General features: G+C 58.6%; 16 protein-coding genes and 4 tRNA genes. 8 read left to right on the plus strand and 12 right to left on the minus strand.

The annotated features are described in order from the left end of the window. Positions 1-267 precede the first annotated feature (267 nt). A complete protein-coding gene (locus tag ACE1BR_RS07935) occupies positions 268-681 on the plus strand; it encodes an Hsp20 family protein (RefSeq protein ID WP_005339298.1) in 414 nt (137 codons plus the stop codon). Positions 682-773: 92 nt separating this feature from the next. Then, a complete protein-coding gene (locus ACE1BR_RS07940) occupies positions 774-1,214 on the plus strand; it encodes an Hsp20 family protein (RefSeq protein ID WP_374869152.1) in 441 nt (146 codons plus the stop codon). A gap of 72 nt (positions 1,215-1,286) precedes the next feature. Here the strand turns inward: ACE1BR_RS07940 and ACE1BR_RS07945 are convergent, their stop codons facing one another. After that, on the minus strand, positions 1,287-2,537 hold the full coding sequence (locus tag ACE1BR_RS07945; RefSeq protein WP_374869154.1) for a valine--pyruvate transaminase: 1,251 nt from the start codon (positions 2,535-2,537) through the stop codon (positions 1,287-1,289). Between the two features lie 206 nt (positions 2,538-2,743). Continuing rightward, positions 2,744-3,508 (minus strand): helix-turn-helix transcriptional regulator, encoded by a 765-nt coding sequence (locus ACE1BR_RS07950; RefSeq protein WP_374869156.1) that lies wholly within the window; start codon positions 3,506-3,508, stop codon positions 2,744-2,746. Positions 3,509-3,600: 92 nt separating this feature from the next. Between ACE1BR_RS07950 and ACE1BR_RS07955 the strand changes: the two genes are divergently transcribed. Next, entirely contained in the window at positions 3,601-4,728 is a 1,128-nt protein-coding gene (locus ACE1BR_RS07955) for a multidrug effflux MFS transporter (RefSeq protein ID WP_374869158.1), read from the plus strand. Between the two features lie 4 nt (positions 4,729-4,732). Here ACE1BR_RS07955 and ACE1BR_RS07960 read toward each other — a convergent pair whose 3' ends face one another. The 10 genes from ACE1BR_RS07960 to ACE1BR_RS08005 form a co-directional block, all read right to left on the minus strand. Further along, positions 4,733-5,416, minus strand: coding sequence for a response regulator (locus tag ACE1BR_RS07960; protein ID WP_005355774.1), 684 nt, complete (start codon positions 5,414-5,416; stop codon positions 4,733-4,735). Continuing rightward, entirely contained in the window at positions 5,416-8,004 is a 2,589-nt protein-coding gene (locus tag ACE1BR_RS07965; protein WP_374869160.1) for a DUF4118 domain-containing protein, read from the minus strand. Before ACE1BR_RS07965 ends, ACE1BR_RS07960 begins: the two co-directional genes overlap by 1 nt. 69 nt (positions 8,005-8,073) lie before the next feature. After that, positions 8,074-8,601: a potassium-transporting ATPase subunit C gene (locus ACE1BR_RS07970; protein ID WP_374869162.1), complete on the minus strand. Its 528-nt coding sequence runs from the start codon at positions 8,599-8,601 to the stop codon at positions 8,074-8,076. 62 nt (positions 8,602-8,663) lie between these two features. Further along, the gene (kdpB, locus tag ACE1BR_RS07975; protein WP_374869163.1) at positions 8,664-10,721 is read right to left on the minus strand and encodes a potassium-transporting ATPase subunit KdpB; all 2,058 of its coding nucleotides are present in this window, start codon (positions 10,719-10,721) and stop codon (positions 8,664-8,666) included. A 68-nt stretch (positions 10,722-10,789) separates the two neighbouring features. After that, positions 10,790-12,472, minus strand: a complete 1,683-nt coding sequence (kdpA, locus tag ACE1BR_RS07980; RefSeq protein ID WP_374869165.1) for a potassium-transporting ATPase subunit KdpA — start codon at positions 12,470-12,472, stop codon at positions 10,790-10,792. Positions 12,473-12,822: 350 nt separating this feature from the next. Next, positions 12,823-14,172 (minus strand): glutathione-disulfide reductase, encoded by a 1,350-nt coding sequence (gene gorA / locus ACE1BR_RS07985; RefSeq protein ID WP_374869167.1) that lies wholly within the window; start codon positions 14,170-14,172, stop codon positions 12,823-12,825. A 76-nt stretch (positions 14,173-14,248) separates the two neighbouring features. Further along, a complete protein-coding gene (locus ACE1BR_RS07990) occupies positions 14,249-16,216 on the minus strand; it encodes an ATP-binding protein (RefSeq protein ID WP_374869169.1) in 1,968 nt (655 codons plus the stop codon). A 116-nt stretch (positions 16,217-16,332) separates the two neighbouring features. Then, positions 16,333-19,413, minus strand: coding sequence for a multidrug efflux RND transporter permease subunit (locus tag ACE1BR_RS07995; protein ID WP_374869171.1), 3,081 nt, complete (start codon positions 19,411-19,413; stop codon positions 16,333-16,335). A 15-nt stretch (positions 19,414-19,428) separates the two neighbouring features. After that, positions 19,429-20,562 carry an efflux RND transporter periplasmic adaptor subunit gene (locus ACE1BR_RS08000; RefSeq protein ID WP_374869173.1) on the minus strand — a complete coding sequence of 378 codons (1,134 nt, stop codon included), beginning with the start codon at positions 20,560-20,562 and terminating at the stop codon, positions 19,429-19,431. Next, entirely contained in the window at positions 20,559-21,155 is a 597-nt protein-coding gene (locus tag ACE1BR_RS08005; RefSeq protein WP_374869175.1) for a TetR/AcrR family transcriptional regulator, read from the minus strand. The genes ACE1BR_RS08000 and ACE1BR_RS08005 overlap by 4 nt, the downstream gene beginning before the upstream one ends. A 241-nt stretch (positions 21,156-21,396) precedes the next feature. On the opposite strand from ACE1BR_RS08005, the gene ACE1BR_RS08010 reads away from it, so the two are divergent. The 5 genes from ACE1BR_RS08010 to ACE1BR_RS08030 all read left to right on the plus strand — a co-directional run bounded on the left by ACE1BR_RS08010 (position 21,397) and on the right by ACE1BR_RS08030 (position 22,559). Then, a tRNA-Arg gene (locus tag ACE1BR_RS08010) sits at positions 21,397-21,473 on the plus strand. A gap of 51 nt (positions 21,474-21,524) precedes the next feature. Continuing rightward, positions 21,525-21,600: transfer RNA gene (locus tag ACE1BR_RS08015), tRNA-His, on the plus strand. 20 nt (positions 21,601-21,620) lie between these two features. After that, positions 21,621-21,706: transfer RNA gene (locus ACE1BR_RS08020), tRNA-Leu, on the plus strand. Positions 21,707-21,786: 80 nt separating this feature from the next. Then, a tRNA-Pro gene (locus ACE1BR_RS08025) sits at positions 21,787-21,863 on the plus strand. A gap of 180 nt (positions 21,864-22,043) precedes the next feature. Continuing rightward, positions 22,044-22,559 carry a ricin-type beta-trefoil lectin domain protein gene (locus ACE1BR_RS08030; RefSeq protein WP_374869177.1) on the plus strand — a complete coding sequence of 172 codons (516 nt, stop codon included), beginning with the start codon at positions 22,044-22,046 and terminating at the stop codon, positions 22,557-22,559. The last annotated feature ends 4 nt before the right edge of the window (positions 22,560-22,563 follow it).

Raw genomic sequence — 22,563 nt, forward strand, 5'->3', positions numbered from 1 at the left:
GGAGACTCCATATTGGCAGGTGGATATGCAACCAATTATGGGGTGCGGAGCGAGTTGCCATCAGTGGCCCACGGGTCGATTATCATCACTATCGGGCCAACAGGGTGATAAGTGTGGCCATTTAAAAAATTTGAAAAAATCCCCTTGAAAGGAAAAAGTGAGCCCCTATATAGGTAACAAGGCCGGAACGCTCGACAGAGGTTTCGACCAGGCGCCCGTCCATAAGGAGGGTAAACAATCCGTTATCGCTCACAAGAGGGTAATACTATGCGTTCTATCGACTTTTCTCCGCTCTATCGTTCTGCCATCGGTTTCGATCGTCTGGCCAATCTCATCGAATCTGCGGCCAGCAATGGCAATGCCGGTTATCCCCCCTACAACATCGAGCAGCTGGGTGACAACGACTACCGCATCAGCATGGCGGTGGCGGGCTTTACCCAGGAAGAGCTGGAGCTGAGCTTCCAGGAAAATCTGCTGACGGTGAAGGGCAACAAGCAGGCCGACACCGGACGCAACTATCTCTATCAGGGGATCGCCGAACGTGGTTTCGAGCGCCGCTTCCAGCTGGCCGACTATGTGCGGGTAAAAGGGGCCGACCTGAAAAACGGCTTGCTGCACATTGAGCTGGTGCGTGAAGTGCCCGAGGCGATGAAGCCGCGCAAGATCGAGATCAACGGCTGATAGCCTGAATTCACTGCGATTTTAAAATTTCCCGGGTGCCGATAACGGGCCTGTGGAGAGTTGAACCTGTTGCTTATTAGAAGGATAGGATTATGCGTAACCTCGATTTTTCTCATCTCTATTCCAACGCCGTCGGCTTCGAGCGGATGGCCCGTGAGCTGGAAGGTTTGTTCGAGCAGAAGACCGCCGCTTACCCCCCGTACAACATTGAAAAGCGCGATCAGGATGGCTATCGCATCACGGTCGCCGTGGCTGGCTTCGAGCGCGAAGAGCTGGAGCTGGAGACCGAAAACGGCACCCTCAAGGTGAAGGGGCGCAAAAGGGCTGCGGCCGGTGAGCGTCAGTTCCTCCACCAGGGGATTGCCGAGCGTGACTTCGAGCTCGACTTCAAGCTGAGCCAGCACGTGGAAGTGCAGGGTGCCAAGCTGGAGCATGGTCTGCTGACCATCGATCTGGCCCGCGAATTGCCAGAGGCGCTCAAGCCCCGCGCTATCCCCATCGGTAAACCCGACCAGCTGGCGCTGCCCGGTTAAGCAAACCGGACCGCGATAAACGACAAAGGCCTGCATCTGCAGGCCTTTCTGTTTTTACATCGCCGAACTGGATTAGCTGGCGTAGAGGCGGTTGATTTCGTCCGCCAGAATGGCGATACCGCGGCGCACCAGCTCCTCGCTCTGGGAGTAGTTGAGGCGGATGCACTCCTGACTGTGACGCCATTCCGGGTCATCGATGCCGGGGAAGAAGTAGTGACCCGGCACGATCAGCAGGTTCTTCGCCTTCAGTCGCTCATAAAGTTCCTGACAGTGGATCGGCAAGTCTTCGAACCAGAGCCAGAGGAAGAGGGCCCCTTCCGGCTTGTGAATATGGAAGCGCGGGTCGGGGATAGCTTCGCGCAGCAGCTGTACCGCCAGCTCTGCCTTCTGCTGATAGAAGGGTTTCACCACCTGTTCGCTGAGGGCGATGATCTCGCCGCTCTCGATCATCGGGATGGTGATGGCGGGGCCCAGACTGCCTGGTGCCAGATTGATGATGCCGCTCAGGTTGGTGATGGCCTGAATGATCTTCTCGTCGGCGATGACGATACCGCAGCGAGTGCCCGGCAATCCCAGCTTGGAGAGGCTCATGCAGAGGATGGTGTTGGCGTTCCAGAACGGCTTGGCTTCGCTGAAAATGATGCCCGGGAAGGGGACGCCGTAGGCGTTGTCGATCAGCAGCGGAATACCCTTGTCGCGGGCGATCTGATCGAGGTGTTCGATCTCTTCGTCGGTCAGCACGTTGCCGGTGGGATTGGTCGGGCGGGAGACGCAGATCACCCCGATATCATCACCCACCTGCAGGCTCTCGAAATCCACGTGGTATTTGAACTGGCCATCGGGCAGCTTCTCGATGGTGGGCTTGTAGGCCACGAAGTAGTCGTCGGCCAGCGCCGAGTCGGCATAGCCGATGTATTCGGGGGCGAGCGGGAACAGCACCTTCTTCTTGCGGCCATCGGCAAATTCGCCGGCCAGCAGGTTGAACAGATAGAAGAAGGCATTCTGGCTGCCGTTGGTCAGGGCGATATTGCGGGCCGAGATATGCCAGCCGAGCTCCTTGCTGAGCAGGGCTGCCAGCGCCTTGGTGAACCTGTCTTTGCCTTGCGGGCCATCGTAGTTGGCCATCGCCTTCACCAGTTCGCCGTTGTCGAGCAGGGTTTTGGCCTCGGCCTGAAAGCGCTCCAGCATGGCGGGAATGGGAGCCGGATTGCCGCCACCCAGCATGATGGCGTCCGGATTGGTCAGCCCCTGATTGAGGTCATCCATGAGTTGAGTAATGCCGGCGTGGCGAGTGAACTTCTCGCCGAACAAGGAAAATTCCATTCAGTGACAGATCCAGATTTGAGTTACGGGGATGTAGCACCATAGCTCAGTTTAAAAGCGGGTGTCGATCAAAAAGATGGGACGTTCCACGTGGAACGCGGCGTAAAAATTAAGCGCAGAAGCACAGCGGTTTCGAAAGAAACATTAACCGGACAAGCGCACAGGGGAAATTGATTTATTTGAACCAAATCAGCTGGTTGTAGCGTCTATTCAGCTACTCCCTGGTGGGGAGTGATATAGCGTGCAGGAGTCTGCCCAGTGTGTTGCTTGAAAAAACTGATAAAGGCGCTGTCGCTGGAGAACTCCAATGCCGAGGATATTCGACTGATGGATTGCCCCTCGGCCAACAACTCCATCCCCCGCAGCAGTCGCCACTGCTGGCGCCACGCCTGATAGCTCATACCGGTCTCCCGCATAAAGATGCGGCCAATGGTCTTGTCACTGGCACCCACCCGTTCAGCCAGCAGGTTGAGCCGATCGGGCAGGGCATCCCCCTGTTTCAACTGCTGTAGCCAGCCGCCCAGTCTGGGATCGGTTGGCAGCGGCAACTGCCACGACTCCCGCGGCGCCAGCCCCAACTCCTCCATAAACAGTGCCACCGTTCGCTGCTGCTCCGGTTGTGGTTTGTCCCACGGCCAGAGCGCCATCCGTTCGATCAGTTCGTGCAGCAGAGGATTGACCGCCAGCACTTCCAGCGTGGCGGGCAACTCGGGGTGCGGCTGGAAGTATAGAGAGCGGTAGGCAACGACGCCGCGCATCAATACCCGGTGAGAGGTGCCCGCAGGCAGCCAGGCGGCGCGGGTGGGTGGCAGCAGGCAGACCCGACCTTCCAGCTCCATGGTCATGCAGCCGGATTGGGCGAACAGCAGCTGATGGCGTTGGTGCTGATGCAGGCCAGAGTCGTGCCAGCCGAGCGCGGAGGCGATGCCGATCACGCTGCCCGTCAGCTGGTCGGGAAGAATAAAGGCCATATGTCCGATTTTTGATGTTTATAGTCCTGCTTATTGTAATAGGACAATCGGCATCTATCTAGAATAGTAACCTGTTATGAAGGAGGTTTGTCATGAACAACAAGTTGCCACCGCTCTGGCTGGTGGTGGGATTGATGATGTTTCCCCAGATTGTGGAAACTATCTACAGCCCGGTACTGACCCACATCGCCACCCAGTTTCAGGTGAGCGAGGGGCAGGCATCCCAGACCCTGTCGGTCTATTTTCTGGCGTTTGCGGTAGGCGTGGTCTGCTGGGGACGGCTTTGCGATCTGATCGGACGGCGTCCCGCGATGCTGGCCGGTCTGCTAACTTACGGTGCGGGCAGTCTGCTGGCATTGATGGCACATCAGTTTGAAACCCTGCTGGTAGCACGGATTATTTCTGCCTTCGGTGCTGCAGTCGGATCGGTGGTGACCCAGACCATGCTGCGCGACAGCTATCAGGGTAGCGATCTGGCGCGGGTCTTCTCGGTGATGGGGGTGGCTCTATCCATCAGCCCTGTACTGGGACTGATCAGCGGCGGCCAGTTGGCAGATGGTTTTGGCTATATTGGCGTATTCAGCGGTTTGTTGGTGCTGGCGGTAGGTTTGCTGCTGGTGGCTTGCTGGCATCTGCCGGAAACCCGTCCTGTCAGCACCCAGCGGGTAGCGCTCTGGCCGCTGGCGTGCCGGATGATAAAAGATGGCGGGCTCTGGCGCAGCGCTGTGCTGGTCGCCCTGTTCAACACCATGCTGTTTGGCTACTACAGTCTGGCACCGTTTCTGTTTGCCGGACTGGGGTTGAGCACCGCCGAGTTTGGTTACTCGGGGATCTTGCTGGCACTGGCGACTCTGTGTGGCAGCCTGCTTAACAAGCATCTGCTGGGGAGAGGATGGCTGCCGTCATCTCTGGTCAGACTGGCTTGCGTGCTGGCGCTGGTCGCCGGGCTGCTGGTCTGGACGTGTCAGGCTAGCCTCTGGTTCCTGTTGCCCATGATGGGCATTGTGGTGGCCTATGGTGTGGCGATCCCTAACGTGCTGAGTCAGGCGTTGCTGGCTTATCGCGAAGTGGCAGGCAGTGCTGGTGCCCTGTTCGGACTTGGCTACTACCTGTTGCTCAGTCTGGGATTGGCGGTGGCGGCCGGATTGCAGGATCTCGGCCTGTTGCTGAGTGGCTGTGGCTTGCTGGCGCTGCTTTGCAGCTGGCGTCGTTCCACGTGAAACGTCAGTTGCCGATAAAGCGGTAGCCGATACCGGATTCGGTCTCGATAAGCGTTGGTTGCTGGGGGTTATCCCCCAGCTTTTTGCGCAAGCTGGCGATGACGATGCGCAGGTAGTGGGTGTCCTCCTTGTGGCTCGGCCCCCAGATGTCGTTGAGCAACTGGGTCTGCATCACCAGCTTGCCGGGGTGGCACACCAGCGCCTGCAGCAGGGCGAACTCCTTGCGGGAGAGGGGGATCTCCTCCTCTTTCATGGTCACCTTGTGGCTGCTGATATCGAGCGTCAGGCCGCATTGAGGGAAGTGGCGCCGCTCGCCGCTGCTGACGCCAGCCCGCTGGCGCAAGAGCACGCGAATGCGGGCCATCATCTCGCCAATGCCAAATGGTTTGCTCATATAGTCGTTGGCTCCGGCATCCAGTAGCCGCACCTTCTCTTGCTCCGAATCGCGGGCCGACAGCACCAGTACCGGATTGGGGTGGTGCTCGCGGATGGCCTGCAATACCTGAATGCCATCACCATCCGGCAGACCGAGATCGAGAATTACCAGATCGGGGTTGAGGTGGCGATACTGCTCCAACCCTTCATTAACCCCCACCGCCTCACTCACCTGATGCCCCTCGGCAATCAGGCTGATCCGCAGAAAGCGACGGATAGCCGCTTCATCATCTATGACCAGAATGTGCGCCATCAAACCTCCGGTGAATTGAGGGCAAGCGGCAGGGAGATGCGCATGCAGGTTCCGTTGCCATTGGGGCCGGAGAAGGCCCAAATCTTGCCGCCGTGGGCCTCTATCATAGCGCGGGAAATGGCGAGGCCAAGCCCGGTGCCACGGCTGCCGCAATCGCCTACCGGCTGGGTATAGAAGAGGTTGAATATCTTCTCCCGATCCGACTCGGCAATACCGACCCCGATATCGATGATATCGATGATGAGGTCTGGTTCGGCCATCATCACCTTGAACTCGATGGGGGTGCCTGCCGGTGAGTAGCGGGAGGCGTTGTCGAGAATATTGACCAGCACCTGCTCGATGAGGGCGCCATGGACATAGAGCTGGGGCACATGCTGGTCGATGTGTACCAGCAGCTTGTGCTGGCGCCAGGAGGAGTCGAGCCGCTTGCGGGCGCTCTCCACCAGATCGGTCAGGTCGACCCAGTCCCGCTTCAACTGGAAGTCGGGAGAGCCGATGCGAGTCATATCCAGCAGATTCTGCACATAGCTGTGCAGACGGCGCGCCTCGTCCTGTACCGAGTGGAGCAGTTCGTTGCGATCATCTGGCGGGATCCGGTCACCATATTCCAGCAGGGTGCTGCCAGCCCCCATGATGGTGGCCAGTGGCGTTTTCAAATCGTGGGAGACCGAGGAGAGCAGGGCCGCCCGCATTCGGTCGGTCTCCGCCTGCAACTGGCTGTCGGCCAGCCGCTCGTTGAGATCGATCCGCGCCAGCGCGGCGCGAATGTCGGTGAGCAGCGCCTGCAACTGATGCTCGGCGGAGGAGGAGAGCGGATTGGCCAGCGTTATGCCGATCACCAGATCATCGCTGAGGTGGTGATACTGCGCCTCGGCGGCATTGAGGGTCGCGGTGTGGGCTCCGGCGCTCTGCTTCTGGGCCAGACACCAGTCGATGGCCGCCTTGTCGGTCTGTCCGGGTCTGTGTTTCTCGTTGCCGAGGCGGTCGTGAAAATCCTTATCGATCACCACGGTCGGCTGGCCCAGCGCCAGCGAGATCGCTTGCGCCCCTTGTCTCAGCACCTCCTCCGGACTGCTGGCGGTCGCCAGCCCCTGACTGAGGGAGAGCAGGGCATTGCCCAGCTGTTGGGTCTCGCGCAGACCGATCAGCTGCTGGCGCTGGCGGGAGGCGAGTCGTCCTGCGGTCATGCCGACAATAAGCAGCACGAACAGGGTGAGCAGGTCGCTGTGGTTGGCGACGCTCAGGGAGAAGTAGGGGGCGGTGAACAGCAGATTGTGGGCGATAAAGCCCATCACTGCCGCCAGCGTGGCGGGCACCAGACTGGTGGTAAGGGCGGTCGCCAGTACCCCCAGCACGAAGATGAGCGGCAAAGCTGCAGGGGGCAGCCAGTAGGATAGCCCCCATGCGATGGCCGAGGTGATCCCCATGATGGCCACCGCCAGCAGGCTGTGGTGGATATCCTTCTGCGTCGGGGCGCGCATCACCACCTCGGGCTTGTGTTTCCCGGTATCGACCAGGGTTATTTCGAGCCCCTGTGCCTGCTTGAGCAGGTGCTGCACCAGCGAGCGACGCCACGGTGCCTTGTGGGGTTTGCCGAGCAGCAGCTGGGAGACCTGCTGCTGCTCGGCGGTCTCCAGCAGGGTATTGGCGACCGCCGGACTGGAGAGAGTCAACACCTTGGCTCCCAGTTGGGAAGCGAGCGCCAGCGCCTGCTCCACGTCGGCTGAGCGGCGGCCATTGCTGTCAATATGCACCACCAGCCAGGGCAGCTGGCGACGCTGGGCAAAGCGGTGGCCATAGCGCACCAGCGCAGCCCCGTGCAGGTCGCCGAGGCAGACCATCAGCTTGCCCCGCAGCGGCAGGGTGGTTTTGCCTGCCGCCTGCCACTGTAGTTGCAGATCGCCCTCCACATGGCTGGCGGCGGTTTGCATCGCCAGCTCCCGCAATGCGGTGAGGTTGTTGAGAGAGAAGAAGGATTGCAGGGCGGCCTTGGCCTGATGGGGGACATAGACCTTCCCCTCGCGCAGGCGGCCGAGCAGCTCTTTGGGGGGGAGGTCGATAAGGATAATGCTGTCTGCATCGAGCAGCACCTGATCGGGTAGGGTCTCTTTGACCCTGACCCCGGTCAGCTGCCACACCAGATCGTTGAGGCTCTCCAGATGCTGGACGTTGAGGGTGCTGTAGACGTCGATCCCGGCGTTGAGCAGCTCCTCCACATCCTGCCAGCGCTTCTCGTGACGGCTGCCGGGGGCGTTGCTGTGGGCCAGCTCGTCCACGACCGCGATGGCCGGCTTGCGCGCCAGCAGGCCGTCGAGGTCCATCTCCTCCAGCCGCTGCTGACGATGCATGTGGATCTTGCGCGGCTGGATGGCGAGTTTGTCGAGCAGGGCCAGGGTCTCTTGTCGGCCGTGGGTCTCCACCACGCCGATCAGGATATCGACCCCCTCTTTGGCCTGTTCCCGTACCGCCTGTAACATGGCGTAGGTCTTGCCCACACCGGGGGCGGCCCCGAGAAAGACCTTCAGCTTGCCCTTGTGTTCCTGTTCCAGGCTCGCCAGCAGGGCGTCAGCCCTTACCTCATCACGCATGCTTATCCCTATCGAGCCAACTGCCCGCGTCGAAAATGGAGGTCAACGCCAGATCGGCAAGGAGCGCCCTCAGGCGCCCTTTTGATGATCCAGTTGCAGGTTCAGCTGGAGAATGTTGACCACCTGCGGGCCAAGGATACCAGCTTGTGTGGCCGACTTGACCTGCTCCGTCAGTTGGGCGGGATCCAGTCCACGCTCTCTGGCGACGCGATCCACCTGCGCCAGCACCGCATCGAGTGGCAGATGGGGATCTAGGCCAGAGGCGGAACGGGTCAGCATGGCGGGAGATCTGGTTTCAGGCTGTGCCTTGGCGGCCTGTTCGGCGAACTCCGCCCGCAGTGGTGAACTCATGCCCAGATTGCTGGCGCTGCCGCCAATGGTGTTGAAATCGCTGGCGGAGGGGCGGGGATGGAAGTAGTCCGCCCGCTCGAATTTCTGCCCCAACAGGGCGCTGCCGATCAGTTGCTGCTTGCTGTCGGTCAGCTGGCTGCCGTTGGCCTGCCAGGGGAACAGCAGTTGGGCCAGCCCGGTGACCGCCAGCGGATAACCCACTCCCAGCAGTAGGGTCAGGGTCAACAGGGTTCTGATTGCTATCATGATTCTCTTGCTCCAAAAGGATGGCTGGGAATGCGGAGCTGCCCCGCATCCCGGTTATGTCGTTACACCAGACCCAGGCCGGTAATGACCAGATCGATCAGCTTGATACCGATAAACGGCACCAGCAGGCCGCCGACACCGTAGATCAGCAGGTTGCGGCGCAGCAGGCTGGCGGCCGAGCCTTTCAGGTCGACTCCGCGCAGGGCCAGCGGCACCAGCGCTACGATGATCAGGGCGTTGAAGATGATGGCCGACAGGATGGCGCTCTGCGGGCTGCCCAGCTGCATCAGGTTCAGTACCCCCAGTTGCGGGTAGGCAGCGATGAACAGGGCTGGCAGGATGGCGAAGTACTTGGCCACGTCGTTGGCGATGGAGAAGGTGGTCAGGGCGCCACGGGTCACCAGCAGCTGTTTGCCGACCAGCACCACATCCAGCAGCTTGGTGGGATTGGAGTCGAGATCCACCAGATTGCCCGCCTCCTTGGCGGCCTGGGTACCCTCGTTCATGGCCAGACCCACGTCAGCCTGTGCCAGTGCGGGCGCATCGTTGGCGCCGTCACCGCACATGGCGACCAGACGGCCATCGGCCTGCTCCTGCCGGATATAGGCCAGCTTCTTCTCCGGCGTTGCTTCGGCGATGAAGTCATCCACCCCGGCTTCGGCAGCGATGGCGGCGGCTGTTTTCGGGTTGTCACCGGTGATCATCACGGTACGGATCCCCATGTGGCGCAGGATCTGGAAGCGGGCCTTGATGCCGGGCTTGATGATGTCCTTGAGGTAGACCACCCCCAGCAGCTGCTCATGGGTACAGACCAGCAGCGGAGTACCACCCTGGCGGGCGATGTTGTCGACTGACTTGAGCACCAGCTCCGGTACCGCTTTGCGGTCGAGGGAGAGGTAGTTCAGTACCGCATCGACTGCCCCCTTGCGATATTGGTGACCGTTGCGATCCAGCCCGCTCAGACGGGTCTCGGCGCTGAAGGGGATCACCTTGTCATCATCCAGCTGGCTCGGTTTGGTGTGGCTCTTGCCCGCCAGAGTCAGGATAGATTTACCCTCGGGAGTGTTGTCACCCAGCGAGGCCAGCATGGCCGCTTGTGCCAGCAGGGCAGGATCAATGCCGGGGGCCGGGATCAGCTCATCTGCCATTCGGTTACCGAAGGTGATTGTGCCGGTCTTGTCCAGCAGCAGAGTACGCACGTCACCGGCCGCCTCGACGGCCCGGCCCGATTTGGCAATCACGTTCAGTTTCACCAGTCGATCCATACCGGCAATGCCGATGGCGGAGAGCAGGCCGCCGATGGTGGTCGGGATCAGGGTGATAAAGAGAGCGATCAGGTAGAGGCGCGGGACCTGGGTGCCGTTGTAGTCGAGGAACCAGGGCAGGGTGGCGACCACCAGCAGGAAGATGAGGGTCAGCCCGACCAGCAGGGCATCCAGCGCCATCTCGTTGGGCGTTTTCTGGCGCTTGGCCCCTTCCACCAGTGCAATCATGCGATCCAGTGTGCTTTCGCCCGGATTGTTGCTGACGCGTATCCAGATCTCGTCTGAAACGACGGTGGTATTGCCGGTTACACCGCTGCGATCGGTACCCGATTCGCGGATGACGGGGGCGGATTCGCCGGTGATGGCGGCCTCGTTGACCGAGGCGATACCGGCGATCACCTCGCCGTCGGCCGGGATCATCTCGCCGCTGCGTACCAGCACCAGATCACCCTTCATCAGGCTGGTGGCAGGAACCCACTCACCCTGACCATCTTTTGCATTAGCCACCCGACGGGCCTTGAGTTGGCTCATGCCCGCCTTGAGGCTGTCGGCTCGCGCCTTGCCGCGACCTTCGGCCAGCGTCTCGGCGAAGTTGGCAAACCAGAGGGTGAGCCAGAGCCAGGCTGTCAGCTGCCAGGCCAGCGAGGGGGCGACGCCGGAGAACGGCTGCCCCAGCAGTGACTCCACCGTCGCCATGACTGCTGCCAGCCAGAGGGTGAACAGGATGGGGCTGCCAAACAGTGCCTTGGGATTGAAGCGGTAGATGGCTTCAACCATGGCCTGCAGGATCTGCGATTGCTGTTTTTTGCCCTTCGCCAGCATGGTGTCGGGACTCATTGAAGTGGACTTGCTCATTTAGAAAGCTCCCAGCATCAGATAGTTGGCCATTGGCATCCGGATAGTGATCGACAGGGGTTGATTCATCAGAACGCTCCTCCAATCAGGCTCAGATGCTCTGCCACCGGGCCCAGTGCCAGCACCGGCAGGAAGGAGAGGCCGCCAATCAGCAATACGGTGATGATCAGCAGGGTAATGAAGAGTGGGCCGCGGATCGGGAAATCCCCCTCGCTTATCTCCTGGCGCGGAGCGCGGGCGAGCTGGCCGGCAATGGCCATGATGGGGATGATGTAGCCGAAGCGACCGAGCAGCATGGCCAGACCGATGGCAACGCACTGCCAGTTGTCACCGGCGGCAAAACCAGCGAAAGCGGAGCCGTTGTTACCGGCAGCCGAGGCGTAGGCATAGATGAGGCGTGACAGGCCGTGCGGGCCATCATGGCCGATGATTGTGCTGGCATCCGGCATCAGCAGAGTGATACCGCCGATCACCAAAACCCCCACCGGCATCACCAGCATGCTGGCGACGACCCACTTCATCTCGGTGATACCGAGGCGCTTGCCCAGATAGGTGGGGGTACGACCCACCATCAGACCGCACAGGAAGACGGTGAGCAGCACGAACAGCATCATGCCGTAGATGCCGGCACCCACACCGCCGAACACCACCTCACCCAGCAGCATGTTGATCATCGCGACCATGCCGGAGAGAGGAGCGAAGCTGTCGTGCATTGAGTTAACCGAGCCGTTGGAGGCGGCGGTAGTTGCCACTTCCCAGATACTGGAGAGCACAGGGCCGAAGCGGCTCTCTTTGCCCTCCCAGTTGCCCGCTTCGCTGGCAAGATGAGTCAGGGCCGGATCCAGTTTCATCTCCTGAGTGATGGAAACGAAGAGTCCCAATGCCAGCATTATGGTCATGGCAATGACGATAGCGCGGCTGTGGGCCATGTCCTTCACATAACGGCCCAGGGTAAAGACCATGGCGGCGGCCAGGGTCAGCAGGGCGACCATCTCCAGCCAGTTGGAGAGGGCGGTCGGGTTCTCGAACGGGTGGGCGGAGTTGATGCCGAAGAAGCCACCGCCGTTGGAACCGAGCTGTTTGATGGCAATTTGCGAAGCAGCCGGGCCGAGCGGCAGCAGCTGTTCCTGACCTTCCAGAGTGTGGAACGGCGGATAGGCTGACAGGCTCTGCGGAACCCCTTGCCATACCAGCAGCAGCGCCAGGATCAGCGACATCGGCAGCAGCACGTAGAGGCAGAAACGCACCAGATCCAGCCAGAAGTTGCCAAGGTGGGTTGTCTGCTGGCGGGCGATACCGCGGAACATCGCCACCGCTACGGCAGCACCTGTGGCGGCAGAGACGAAGTTCTGGGTGGTCAGGCCCACCATCTGGCTGAAGTAGGAGAGGCTGGCCTCACCGGAATAGGCTTGCCAGTTGGTGTTGGTCATAAAGCTGACCGCAGTGTTGAAGGCGAGCTGCCAGTTCAGGCCCGGCAGTTGCTGCGGGTTGAGGGGCAGCAGACCCTGCGCCATCAGGATCAGGAACAGCAGGCCGAAACCGGTGCCGTTGAAGGCCAGCAGGCTGAGGGTATAGGACTTCCAGTCCTGTTCCCGTCCGTCCGTGCCGCAACAGAACAGGGTGGCACGCTCCACAGGAGCCAGCCAGCGGCACTGGCCTTCAAATACCCGGTAGAGATAACTGCCAAGCAGAGGTGCTGGCAGCAGTACCAGCAGCACAAATGCGACGGGATAGATCATTTCTTGCCACATAGCGGATTCCTCACTCGTGACTGCGCGTGAGTGCGCGCAGCAGATAGACCATCAAAGCGAGGACCAGCAGCAGATATAGCCAATTCATATCGACTCCATTGAGATAATTAGCTGCGAGAGCCGATGTAAAACCATATCGACTCTGTTGGTGTAATTGACGCTTAAATGGTAAGAAGAACCGGCGTAAAGGCGCCATAAAGCGCCATGTGGCAGGCGTAAAATCGGCGTAAAGAACGATGCTTTTGCGAGGGTTCTGGTGGCGAGGCGGGATCAAAAAACCCGGCCTGAGCCGGGTTTGAACGCTGGTGGATGAAGATGACCTGATAGTGACAGGCCAGCCTGCAACGTGCTTATCGCATTGTTACAAACTCTTCCGCACTGGTGGGATGAATGGCGACGCAGTTGTCGAAGTCTGCCTTGGTGGCGCCCATCTTCATGGCGACGCCAAAACCTTGCAGGATCTCGTCCATCGCAAAGCCGATACCGTGCAGACCGACAACTTTCTCTTCGGGGCCGACGCAGACCAGTTTCATCCGGGTAGGTTGGCGATGCTGGGTCAGCGCCGAGTACATGGCGGTGAACTGGCTGCGGTAGACTTTCACCTGATCCTCGCCATATTCGGCGATGGCTTCCGGCTCGGTCAGGCCAATGGTGCCGATGGGCGGGTGGCTGAACACCACGGTCGGCACCAGATCGTAGTTGAGGTGCTCGTTCGGCTTGTTGTTGAACAGCCGCTCGGAGAGGCGACGACCTGCTGCGACGGCTACCGGCGTGAGCTGGATGCGACCAGTGTTGTCACCTACTGCATAGATGTTGGCGACGGCGGTGTTCTGGAACTTGTCGGTCGGGATAAAGCCCTTCTCGTCCAGCTCGAGACCGGCGGCGGCCAGATTCAGGTTGTCGGTGGCCGGGACGCGGCCGATTGCCCAGATCAGGCAATCGACGGTGAGGTGGCGACCATCTTCCAGCTGCAGAGTCAGGCTGTTGTCAGCGTTCTTGAGCACGGCTTTGGGAATGGCGTGGGTATGCAGCTTGGGTCCTTCCTGCGCCATGATCTCCACCAGTGTCTCGTGGATCATGGGATCGAAATTACGCAGCGGGGCGTGCTTGCGCACCACCAGATGGGTTTCTGAGCCCAGCGCCTGCATCACCCCGGCGATCTCGACGGCGATATAGCCAGCACCTACCACGGCAACCCGTTTGGGCTGGCTTTGCAGGTCAAAGAAACCGTCGGAGTCGATACCCAGCTCGGCGCCCGGGATGACCGGAATTTCCGGACGGCCACCGGTAGCGATCAGGATGTGATCTGCGGTGTAGTGCTCGCCATTGACCTCGATCGTGTTGCTATTGACGAAGCGAGCGAATCCCTTGATGACGGTGATCTGGTTCTTGCCCAGCACATTCTGATAAGAGGTGTGGATACGGCCGATGTAGGCCTGGCGGGACTCGACCAGCTTGGCCCAGTCGAAGTGGTTGAGAGTGGTGTCGAAGCCGTAATCGGCGCCATATTTAAGGGCATCGGCGATCTGGCCAGCATACCACATGGCTTTCTTCGGGACGCAGCCTACGTTGACGCAGGTTCCACCCAACTCTTTGGCTTCAATCAGGGCAACTTTCTTACCGTACATGGCAGCCCGGTTGGCAGAGGCGATACCGCCGCTACCGCCGCCGATGGCGATATAGTCAAAATGCTGTGCCATTGCGAGGTTCTCCGCTCATTAAGAATGCAATCACAGCATGATGGGGATAAAGCGGCTGGCTCACAAGAGCCAGCACTCAGTTATGTTGGATCGGCAGGCGAATATGGAACTCGGCGCCGTTGCCTGGCTCGCTAGCACAGTGGATGCGGCCACGCAGCAGTTGCACCACCAGGTTGTAGATGATGTGAGTGCCGAGGCCGCTACCGCCCTGGCCCCGCTTGGAGGTGACGAACGGGTCGAAGATGCGCGGCAGTATTTCCGGCGGGATGCCGCGACCGTTGTCGCTGTAGTCGATCAGCAGATCCTCTCCCTGTTGTTCCACCTTGATGGTGATCTTCTTGGGTTTGTCCCAGTTGTCGAACCCATGGTTGATGGAGTTGAGGATCAGGTTTGAATAGATTTGGGTGAAGCTGCCGGGGAAGGAGAATATCGACAGTTTGGGATCGCACTGGATATCCACTTCGCACTGGCTCTTCTTCAACTTGTGGCCAAGGGAGACCACCACCTGGTGGAGGTTGTCGGCGAGGCTGAAGTTGTAGCGAGCTTCCGATGATTGATCGACCGCCACCTGCTTGAAGCTGGCAATCAGTTCGGAGGCGCGGCGCAGGTTGCTCTGCAGCAGTTGCATCGATTCGTCGAGGTTGACGGTGAACTCGTTGAGATAGGAGCGCGATAGTTGCTTGGAGTCGATATGGGATTTGAAGTCTGCCACCCGCTCCTGCAAATAGGAGGAGGCGGTCACGCTGATACCAATCGGGGTGTTGATCTCGTGTGCCACGCCAGCTACCAGCGAACCGAGGGAGGCCATCTTCTCTGACTCAACCAGGGTCTGCTGCGCCTGTTTCAGGTCGTCGTACGCTTTGCCCAGCTGGTTGTTGGCTTCGCTCAGGCTGCGGGTTCGCTCGGTGACTTTGCCTTCCAGCTGTTCGTTGAGCTGGATAATCTCCCGCTCGACTTTCTTCAGTTGGGTAATGTCATAGCCAAAGCCAATCTGGTATTTGAGGTTTGGCCCCTCGTAGAAGGGGACAAAGGTCCACTGCAACACCAGCTCATGGGCCTGCTGGTCATGCATGATGACCACCTTGTCGGCCAGTGACCCCTCTGCAGAGAGAATATCGCTCAGCTCTTTGCGTTGCGCCGGGCTGACAAACAGATCGAGCCAGTTGTGTTGCAGCAGCTCTTGCTGGTGGTAGCCGGTGAGCAGGATCGCGGCCGGGTTGATGCTGGCGATGGTGAGATCCGGTTCCATGCAGCAGATGACCATGTTGGCCGAATTGATCAACGTAGCGGAGAAGTCCCGTTCCTGTTGCAGCTGTTCGACCGCCTGATGGCGAGCAAGCAGCTCGTCGCGCAGGCGTGTTCGCATCTGGTTGAGGGTGGCGACCAGGGTGTCCAGCTCATCGGGCTTTTTACGGGGCAGGGGGCGCCCTTCCAGCTCCAGCTCCATATCGAGTCGATCCAGATTGAATTTCTGGGCATAGCTGGCGATGCGGTTGATGTGACGAACCACCAGGTAGTAAATGATGATCAGGATGCAAAATGAGACCACCAGCGTCTTGATGGTCTGGCTGACCATGATGAGCACCGACTTCTCGATGAGGCGCTGGTAGATTTGCTCCAGCGAGGCGGCAACGAACAGCTTGCCCACCACTTCGCCCTGATAGGTGAGATTGAACTCGCGGGAGATGTCGTAACTCTCCCGTTCAACCCCTTGGGTTAGCAGCGGAACTTCGGAGTTGCCGAGCATCTCCTTGACCATCACGAACTGCATGTTGGGCAGGTTCATGATCCCTTCTATCTGCACCTTGACCTGCTCTTCATCCAGGTTCCACAAGCTGGCAGCGATGGGTTGCAGGAAAGAAGCCTCGATCTGGCCGATGCTGTCCTCGATGACGGCGACATCCTTGCGGTAATCCCAAGCAAGTTGCAGTGCCGTAATGATCATCGCCAATACGGTACTGCAGACCAGAATATAGGAGAGCAGGCGGTATGAGAGTCCGTTGCGGCCGACGGCCGTGGCGGTCTTGAAGAAATGTCCTGACATGGCGTCCTTGCGGTCTGGATGTGATGCTTTTTAGTTTAACTGCTTCATGGACTTATGTCGTCTTTCCTGAGATGCATAAAAAAAGGCCCCTTGTGGGGCCTTTATTGTTATGGGGATCAATGCCCACTATTCGCTTTGGGTGGAATAGTTTCATCGAATACCGGCAACGGTTTGTGCTCGGAAGCCAGGAAGGTGTAGATCACCGGCAAAACGAACAGAGTAAACAGGGTACCGATGGCAAGGCCTGCCACGATGACGATACCGATGCTGAAACGCTGTGCGGCACCGGCGCCTGTGGCGTAGAGCAGCGGGATCAGACCGGCAATCATGGCGGCTGTGGTCATCAGGATTGGGCGTAGACGCACCTTGGCAGCTTGCATCACAGCCTCCATCCGGTTCATGCCGCGCAGCAGCTGCTCTTCCTTCGCCACTTCACAGATCAGGATGCCGTGCTTGGTAATCAGTCCGACCAGGGTGATGAGGCCCACCTGGGAGTAGATGTTCATGGTTGCCAGTCCCCATGCCAGGGCAATCAGTGCCCCGCTGATGGCGAGCGGTACAGAGACCATGATCACCAGCGGGTCACGTACCGACTCGAACTGGATCGCCAGCACCAGGAAGATGATGGCCAGTGCCAGCGCGAAAGTAGCGTAGAGCGCGTTCCCTTCGGTGACGAACTGGCGGGCTTCTCCCATGAAGTCATAGCGATAGCCTTGCGGTAACTTCTCGTCGGCAACGGTCTGGAACCAGTTGATCGCATCACCCATGGCCACGCCCGGTGCCGGAACGGCGCCGATGGTGGCGGAGTTGAGCTGGTTGAAGTGGGGCAGGGCACGGGGCTCGCCAACCACTTCGATGCTGATCAGGCTGCCGAGCGGGATCGACTTGCCGTCAGCGGCTCGCACGTAGTAGCCATTAATGGATTCCGGATTGAGACGGTATTTGCGCTCGACCTGCGGGATCACCTCGTAGGAGCGGCCATCCAGATCGATCCGGTTGACGTAACCGTCCGCCATCATGGTGCCCATGGTGATACCGATGTCCTGCATGGTGATGCCGTAGGCACCCGCCTTGTCCTTGTCGATGCGGATTTTCATGGTGGCAGAGTCGTAGTTCAGATCGAGATCCGAATAGACGAACTGACCGTTACTCTGAGCTGCTGCCAGAATTTCACCTGCCACCAGGAACAGGCTTTCGAAGCTGTTCGGGGTGGTAATGACAAACTGGATTGGCAGGCCGCTGGAGGCGCCAGGCAGTTCCGGGAACTGGAAGGTGGTGATGGCCATACCGGGAATGTCTTTTACCAGCTTGGCGACCCGATCCAGCACCTCTTTCTGGCTTGCCTCACGCTGACTCCAGGGCACCATGGAGGCGATGCCGAACGCCTGGTTGGCGTTGAACACACCGGAGAATACCTGGGAGAAGGCGATCTCGGGCTGGTCGTCTAGGATCTTGTTCACATCCGCCATGGTGTGTTCGATGTAGTCCAGGTTGGCGTTGGAGGGGGCAGTCCCCAGCACCGCCATTACCCCTTTGTCCTCTGATGGTGCCAGTTCACTCGGGATGAACTTGAACAGCAGCGGTAGGCTGGCGAAGACGATGATGGCGAACGCCACGATGACGATGCGCTTTTTCATTACGGCATGCAGCATGCGATCGTAGCGGTCAGTCATCCGCTCCAGCAGATGGTGGACGGTACTCTCGAATTTGCCCGGCTGTTCATTGGCCTTGAGCATCTTGGAGCACATCATGGGTGACAGGGTCAGGGCGATGATGCCCGACACGAACACCGCGCCCGCCAGGGTCAGGGCAAACTCCTTGAACAGCGAGCCGGTGATGCCCCCCATCAGTGCAATCGGTGCGTATACCGCTGCCAGAGTGACCGTCATGGCGATGACTGGCACCGCGATTTCACGGGTACCAATGATGGCTGCCCGAAACGGCTCTTCCCCCTCCTTGATATGGCGGTCGACGTTCTCCAGCACCACGATGGCGTCATCCACCACCAGACCGATCGCCAGCACCATCGCCAGCAGGGTCATCAGGTTTATCGAGAAGCCGAACATATCCATCATCATTACCACACCGATAAGACTGAGCGGGATGGTGATGATCGGGATGATGACCGCACGGAACGAGCCTAGGAACAGGGTGATGACCACCAGTACGATGGCTGCAGCCTCCAGGATGGTCTTGATAACTTCGTAAATGGACTCGTTGATCGCTACGGTAGAGTCATACATCACGTTGAGATGCATGGTGCTCGGCATGTTGCGCTCAAGACTTGGCAGCAGCGCCAGCACATCGCGGGCGATGTTGATGGGGTTGGCTGTCGGTGCGGCGTTGACCGCCATGACCACGGCTTCACGGCCGTTGGCGCTGGCGCGATAGATATCGTGGCTCTTCTCGAGGCTTACCTTGGCGATGTCGGAGAGGCGGATCACCTTGCCGTCACGGGTGGCGACTACCAGACGTTTCAGCTCGTCGACATCCTTGACCTGGGTCTCGGCATTGCCATTGAAGAGGGTGAAGTAACTGGTTGCCTGACCTGTGGCTGACTGATAGTTGTTGCTGTTGAGCACCGTCATCACGTCGCTGGCCGTCAGGTTGAACGCCGCCATCTTGGCCGGATCCAGCCATACCCGCAGGGCAAACTCGACGCCACCGTAGAGGTCAACCTTGGAAACCCCGCCGACGGTGAAGAGTTGCGGCTTGATAACCCGCTCCAGATAGTCGGTGATCTGGCTGGAGTTGAGCTCCGGGCTGGTGAAACCGAGGTAGAGCACCGCCGTGGTGGAGCCGGTGGAGGAGGTGACCGAGGGGTCTTCCGCCTCTTTCGGCAACTGGGACCGTACCGAGTTCACCTTCGCCAGGATGTCGGACAGCGCGGCGTTGGGGTCGGTGTTGAGCTTCATGTAGGCGGTGATGGTGGAGCGGCCCAGCTGGCTGGAGGAGGTCATGAAGTCGATGTTGTCGGCTTGCGCGACCGCCTGCTCCAGCGGCTGGGTGATGAACCCCTGGATCAGGTCAGAGCTGGCGCCATAGTAGCCAGTGCTGACGGTGATCACCGTGTTGGTCACTTCAGGGTATTCCCGTACCTGCATCTTGAAGATGGCCTGAAAGCCCAACAGGGCGATCAGGAAGCTGAGCGAGATCGCCAGCACAGGCCGTTTTATAAATATGTCAGTAAATCGCATTGCAGATCTCCGCGCTTACAGCATCGGGGTTTGTGCAGGGACGGCCAGAGCATCGTTCTTGACCACATGCACCCTGGTGTCGTTGCTCAGGCGTACCTGACCTGAAAGCACGATCTGGTCACCGGCCTGGATGCCAGAGAGCACATGTACATCATTGCCACGGCGCTCACCTGCCTTGACCACGACCTGTTTGGCTCGCAGCACTTTCACCTTTTTACCCTCTTTGTCGGTCTCTTCGCTCTCTTTGAGCACATAGACGTTTTGACCGTACAGAGTGAAAGAGATGGCTGTTTGCGGGATCACAATCTGATCTTTCACCGTCGGCAGAATGATGCTGGCGCGGGCGAACATACCGGAACGAAGTTGGCCATCGTTATTCGGGATATCTGCCTGGACCTGGATCAGACCGCTCTGGTAGTTCACTGCAGGCTCAATGGCGGTGATGTGGCCGTCAAACTGGGTCTGGGGATAGGCATCCACATTGATCTTGATGGTCTGGCCCAGAGTGATTTTGGAGATATCGGTCTGTGGCACTGTGAAGCGCAGACGCATCACGCTGGTATCTTCCAGGCGCACGATATCGGTGCCCGGCTGCAGATACTGACCAAGGAAGACGTTGCGCAGACCGACGACGCCGCTAAACGGAGCGCGTACTTCGCGGCGGGCTATGGTTGCCTTCAGGCTCTCGATATCTGCCTCCAGCGAGCGGTAGCTCGCTTCGGCATCATCCAGCTGATCCTTGGAGATGGAGCTTTTCTTGTAGAGGTTCTGGAATCGCTCGAATTTTGCTCGCGCGGCTGGCAGCTTGGCCTGGGAGGCTTGCAGATTGGCTCGCTCCACGGTGGAGTCCAGGCTCAGCAGCAGCTGTTCGGCCTTGACCGGTTTGCCCGACTCGAAGGTAATGGTATCAATGGTGCCTGCCAGCTCGGTTGAGAGTGTAACGCCTTGATTTGGCTCGATAAAACCAATTGCCTCGATGGTCGGAACCCAATCTTGCGCTTTGGTCACCATGGCGGTGACCGGGAACTCGGGCTCCGGCCGGTTGGCCATATACTGGGCAATCATCTTCTGTTTAAACAAATTGAAGCCGATGACGCTGCCAAAAAGGGCGATTGCAATCAGCAACATAATGGCCATCCACTTTTTCATGAACAGGCTCCTGAGGTGGAAATATTGGGGGATAAAATGGCATTCCAGCTGGCCCGGATCGCGGTTTCCAACTGTGATTCAGTCAACGTAATGTTATGTACCCTGCACTGCAGGGCCAGATGCATGACACTGTCCAGGCTTAACACCTGCAGTGCCCGTATCGGTAAATCGATAAACAGTCCTTGTTCAACTCCCTGTTCAAAAAACCGGTCCAGAGGTTTCCACGCGGTCAGGATGAAAGGATTGGTTTCCAGTTCAGCCCCTAGTGGAGAGCTTTCATACTGCAGTTTGCACCTGATGGCATTGGGTTCATTAACAAAAATGGCATGAATATTGAGCCATAATTGGCGAAATTGTTGAAATGAAACTTTATCGACATCTACATCAGCCATGACCATGGGGACACACTGAAGAATGGTGTGCTGATGCAGTTGCCGGATCAGGTCATCCTTGTCGCCGAAGTAGCGATAGATGGTCCCGGTGGCTACGTTGGCTTTTTTGGCGACCTCCGCAATGGACAGGCCATGAAAGCCTCGTTCACCCAGCACCTCATGGGCGGCATTAAAGATGCTCTCTTTTTTATCCAGAATCATCAGTGTGACTTTCGATTGAATGAACGTTCATTCATTCTAGATGGCCGTCATACCAAGTCAAGGCAGCAAAACGATTTGAACCGAACCGGCTGGCGGGTACCTCTGCGCAGGGGGAAAATGGGGGGTAATTGGGAGAAAAGTGCACAATATGCTTGAAAAAACAACGGTCAGCGCGTTGCGTGAAGAAAAGTGTAGACAAACCACCACCCATCATTAATAATGCGCCCCGTTCGACAGCGTAGCGCCCGTAGCTCAGCTGGATAGAGCGCTGCCCTCCGGAGGCAGAGGTCACAGGTTCGAATCCTGTCGGGCGCACCATCAAAAGTGCGCCGGTTAAACGGGCGATGTTGTGGAACGAAAACAGCTGTGGTGGCTGTAGCTCAGTTGGTAGAGTCCCGGATTGTGATTCCGGTTGTCGTGGGTTCGAGCCCCATCAGCCACCCCATTTTACAGCTTGTCAGGTACGCGAAGGTGGCGGAATTGGTAGACGCGCTAGCTTCAGGTGTTAGTGCCCCCCGGGTGTGAGGGTTCGAGTCCCTCTCTTCGCACCATACTTGCTGTATGACGAGGATGACCTCACTGGTCGTCTTTGTGTTTTAAAAGAAAGACACTATTTTGAAAGAAATAGCTTCGGTGATTAGCGCAGTCCGGTAGCGCATCTGGTTTGGGACCAGAGGGTCAAAGGTTCGAATCCTTTATCACCGACCACATTTAGAAAAACCCCGCTTCGGCGGGGTTTTTTGCTTTCTGAAATCTGCCAGTCCAGCCTCTTCTGCATTGTTACGTCTTTTTACACTCTATCTCGGCAGAGCTCCCTGCTTTTCGGTTATGCTGCAGCTTCGAGTCATTGACAACCGGATGTCATCGGCCCATTTCAGGCTTTTTTCCATGCATAACAAAATTTCATTTTCTGGCACTCCCATCATGCTGGCTGTATTGCTGCTGGGAGGTTGTACCATCAAACCGCCATCAACGGGTGTCATGATGGGTTCCATTGCCTCTCAACCACAGGAGGCGTATGCACGCTCTCCCTTGCTGACGAGCGGCGGTTTTTGTATTACCGTCCAGCAGCAGAAAGTACTGGCCTTGCCCTGCAGTGGTAAGGACGATCAGTTATTCGAGTGGGATCTGGGTGAGTTGCGTTTACAGGATCTCTGTTTGCAAGCGAAGAGCGACAGCGAGTTGATGCAGGCTCCGTGTGACGGTCAGGCGCAGTGGGAGTGGCAGAAGGATCGACTGTTCAACAGCAAGGTCTCCCGTTGTCTCGATGTGGCTGGTCGTCGCCATTCGCCGGGTACACCGCTGCGGCTGACAGACTGTTACGGTGGTGCGAACCAGAGTTTCAGCTGGCAGCGCCCCAATCCCTGGCTGGAAACGCTGAAAAAACAAAGCCTCACTTGGTGAGGCT

Origin of the sequence: Aeromonas sp. MdU4, assembly GCF_041929505.1 — a bacterium.
Taxonomy (GTDB): Bacteria; Pseudomonadota; Gammaproteobacteria; order Enterobacterales; family Aeromonadaceae; genus Aeromonas.

Bases quoted from the DNA above. Each gene is read 5' to 3' on its own strand.
- ACE1BR_RS07935 (WP_005339298.1), top strand. From the start codon at position 268: ATGCGTTCTATCGACTTTTCTCCGCTCTATCGTTCTGCCATCGGTTTC.
- ACE1BR_RS07940 (WP_374869152.1), top strand. From the start codon at position 774: ATGCGTAACCTCGATTTTTCTCATCTCTATTCCAACGCCGTCGGCTTC.
- ACE1BR_RS07945 (WP_374869154.1), bottom strand. From the start codon at position 2,537: ATGGAATTTTCCTTGTTCGGCGAGAAGTTCACTCGCCACGCCGGCATT.
- ACE1BR_RS07950 (WP_374869156.1), bottom strand. From the start codon at position 3,508: ATGGCCTTTATTCTTCCCGACCAGCTGACGGGCAGCGTGATCGGCATC.
- ACE1BR_RS07955 (WP_374869158.1), top strand. From the start codon at position 3,601: ATGAACAACAAGTTGCCACCGCTCTGGCTGGTGGTGGGATTGATGATG.
- ACE1BR_RS07960 (WP_005355774.1), bottom strand. From the start codon at position 5,416: ATGGCGCACATTCTGGTCATAGATGATGAAGCGGCTATCCGTCGCTTT.
- ACE1BR_RS07965 (WP_374869160.1), bottom strand. From the start codon at position 8,004: ATGCGTGATGAGGTAAGGGCTGACGCCCTGCTGGCGAGCCTGGAACAG.
- ACE1BR_RS07970 (WP_374869162.1), bottom strand. From the start codon at position 8,601: ATGATAGCAATCAGAACCCTGTTGACCCTGACCCTACTGCTGGGAGTG.
- kdpB (WP_374869163.1), bottom strand. From the start codon at position 10,721: ATGAGCAAGTCCACTTCAATGAGTCCCGACACCATGCTGGCGAAGGGC.
- kdpA (WP_374869165.1), bottom strand. From the start codon at position 12,472: ATGTGGCAAGAAATGATCTATCCCGTCGCATTTGTGCTGCTGGTACTG.
- gorA (WP_374869167.1), bottom strand. From the start codon at position 14,172: ATGGCACAGCATTTTGACTATATCGCCATCGGCGGCGGTAGCGGCGGT.
- ACE1BR_RS07990 (WP_374869169.1), bottom strand. From the start codon at position 16,216: ATGTCAGGACATTTCTTCAAGACCGCCACGGCCGTCGGCCGCAACGGA.
- ACE1BR_RS07995 (WP_374869171.1), bottom strand. From the start codon at position 19,413: ATGCGATTTACTGACATATTTATAAAACGGCCTGTGCTGGCGATCTCG.
- ACE1BR_RS08000 (WP_374869173.1), bottom strand. From the start codon at position 20,562: ATGAAAAAGTGGATGGCCATTATGTTGCTGATTGCAATCGCCCTTTTT.
- ACE1BR_RS08005 (WP_374869175.1), bottom strand. From the start codon at position 21,155: ATGATTCTGGATAAAAAAGAGAGCATCTTTAATGCCGCCCATGAGGTG.
- ACE1BR_RS08030 (WP_374869177.1), top strand. From the start codon at position 22,044: ATGCATAACAAAATTTCATTTTCTGGCACTCCCATCATGCTGGCTGTA.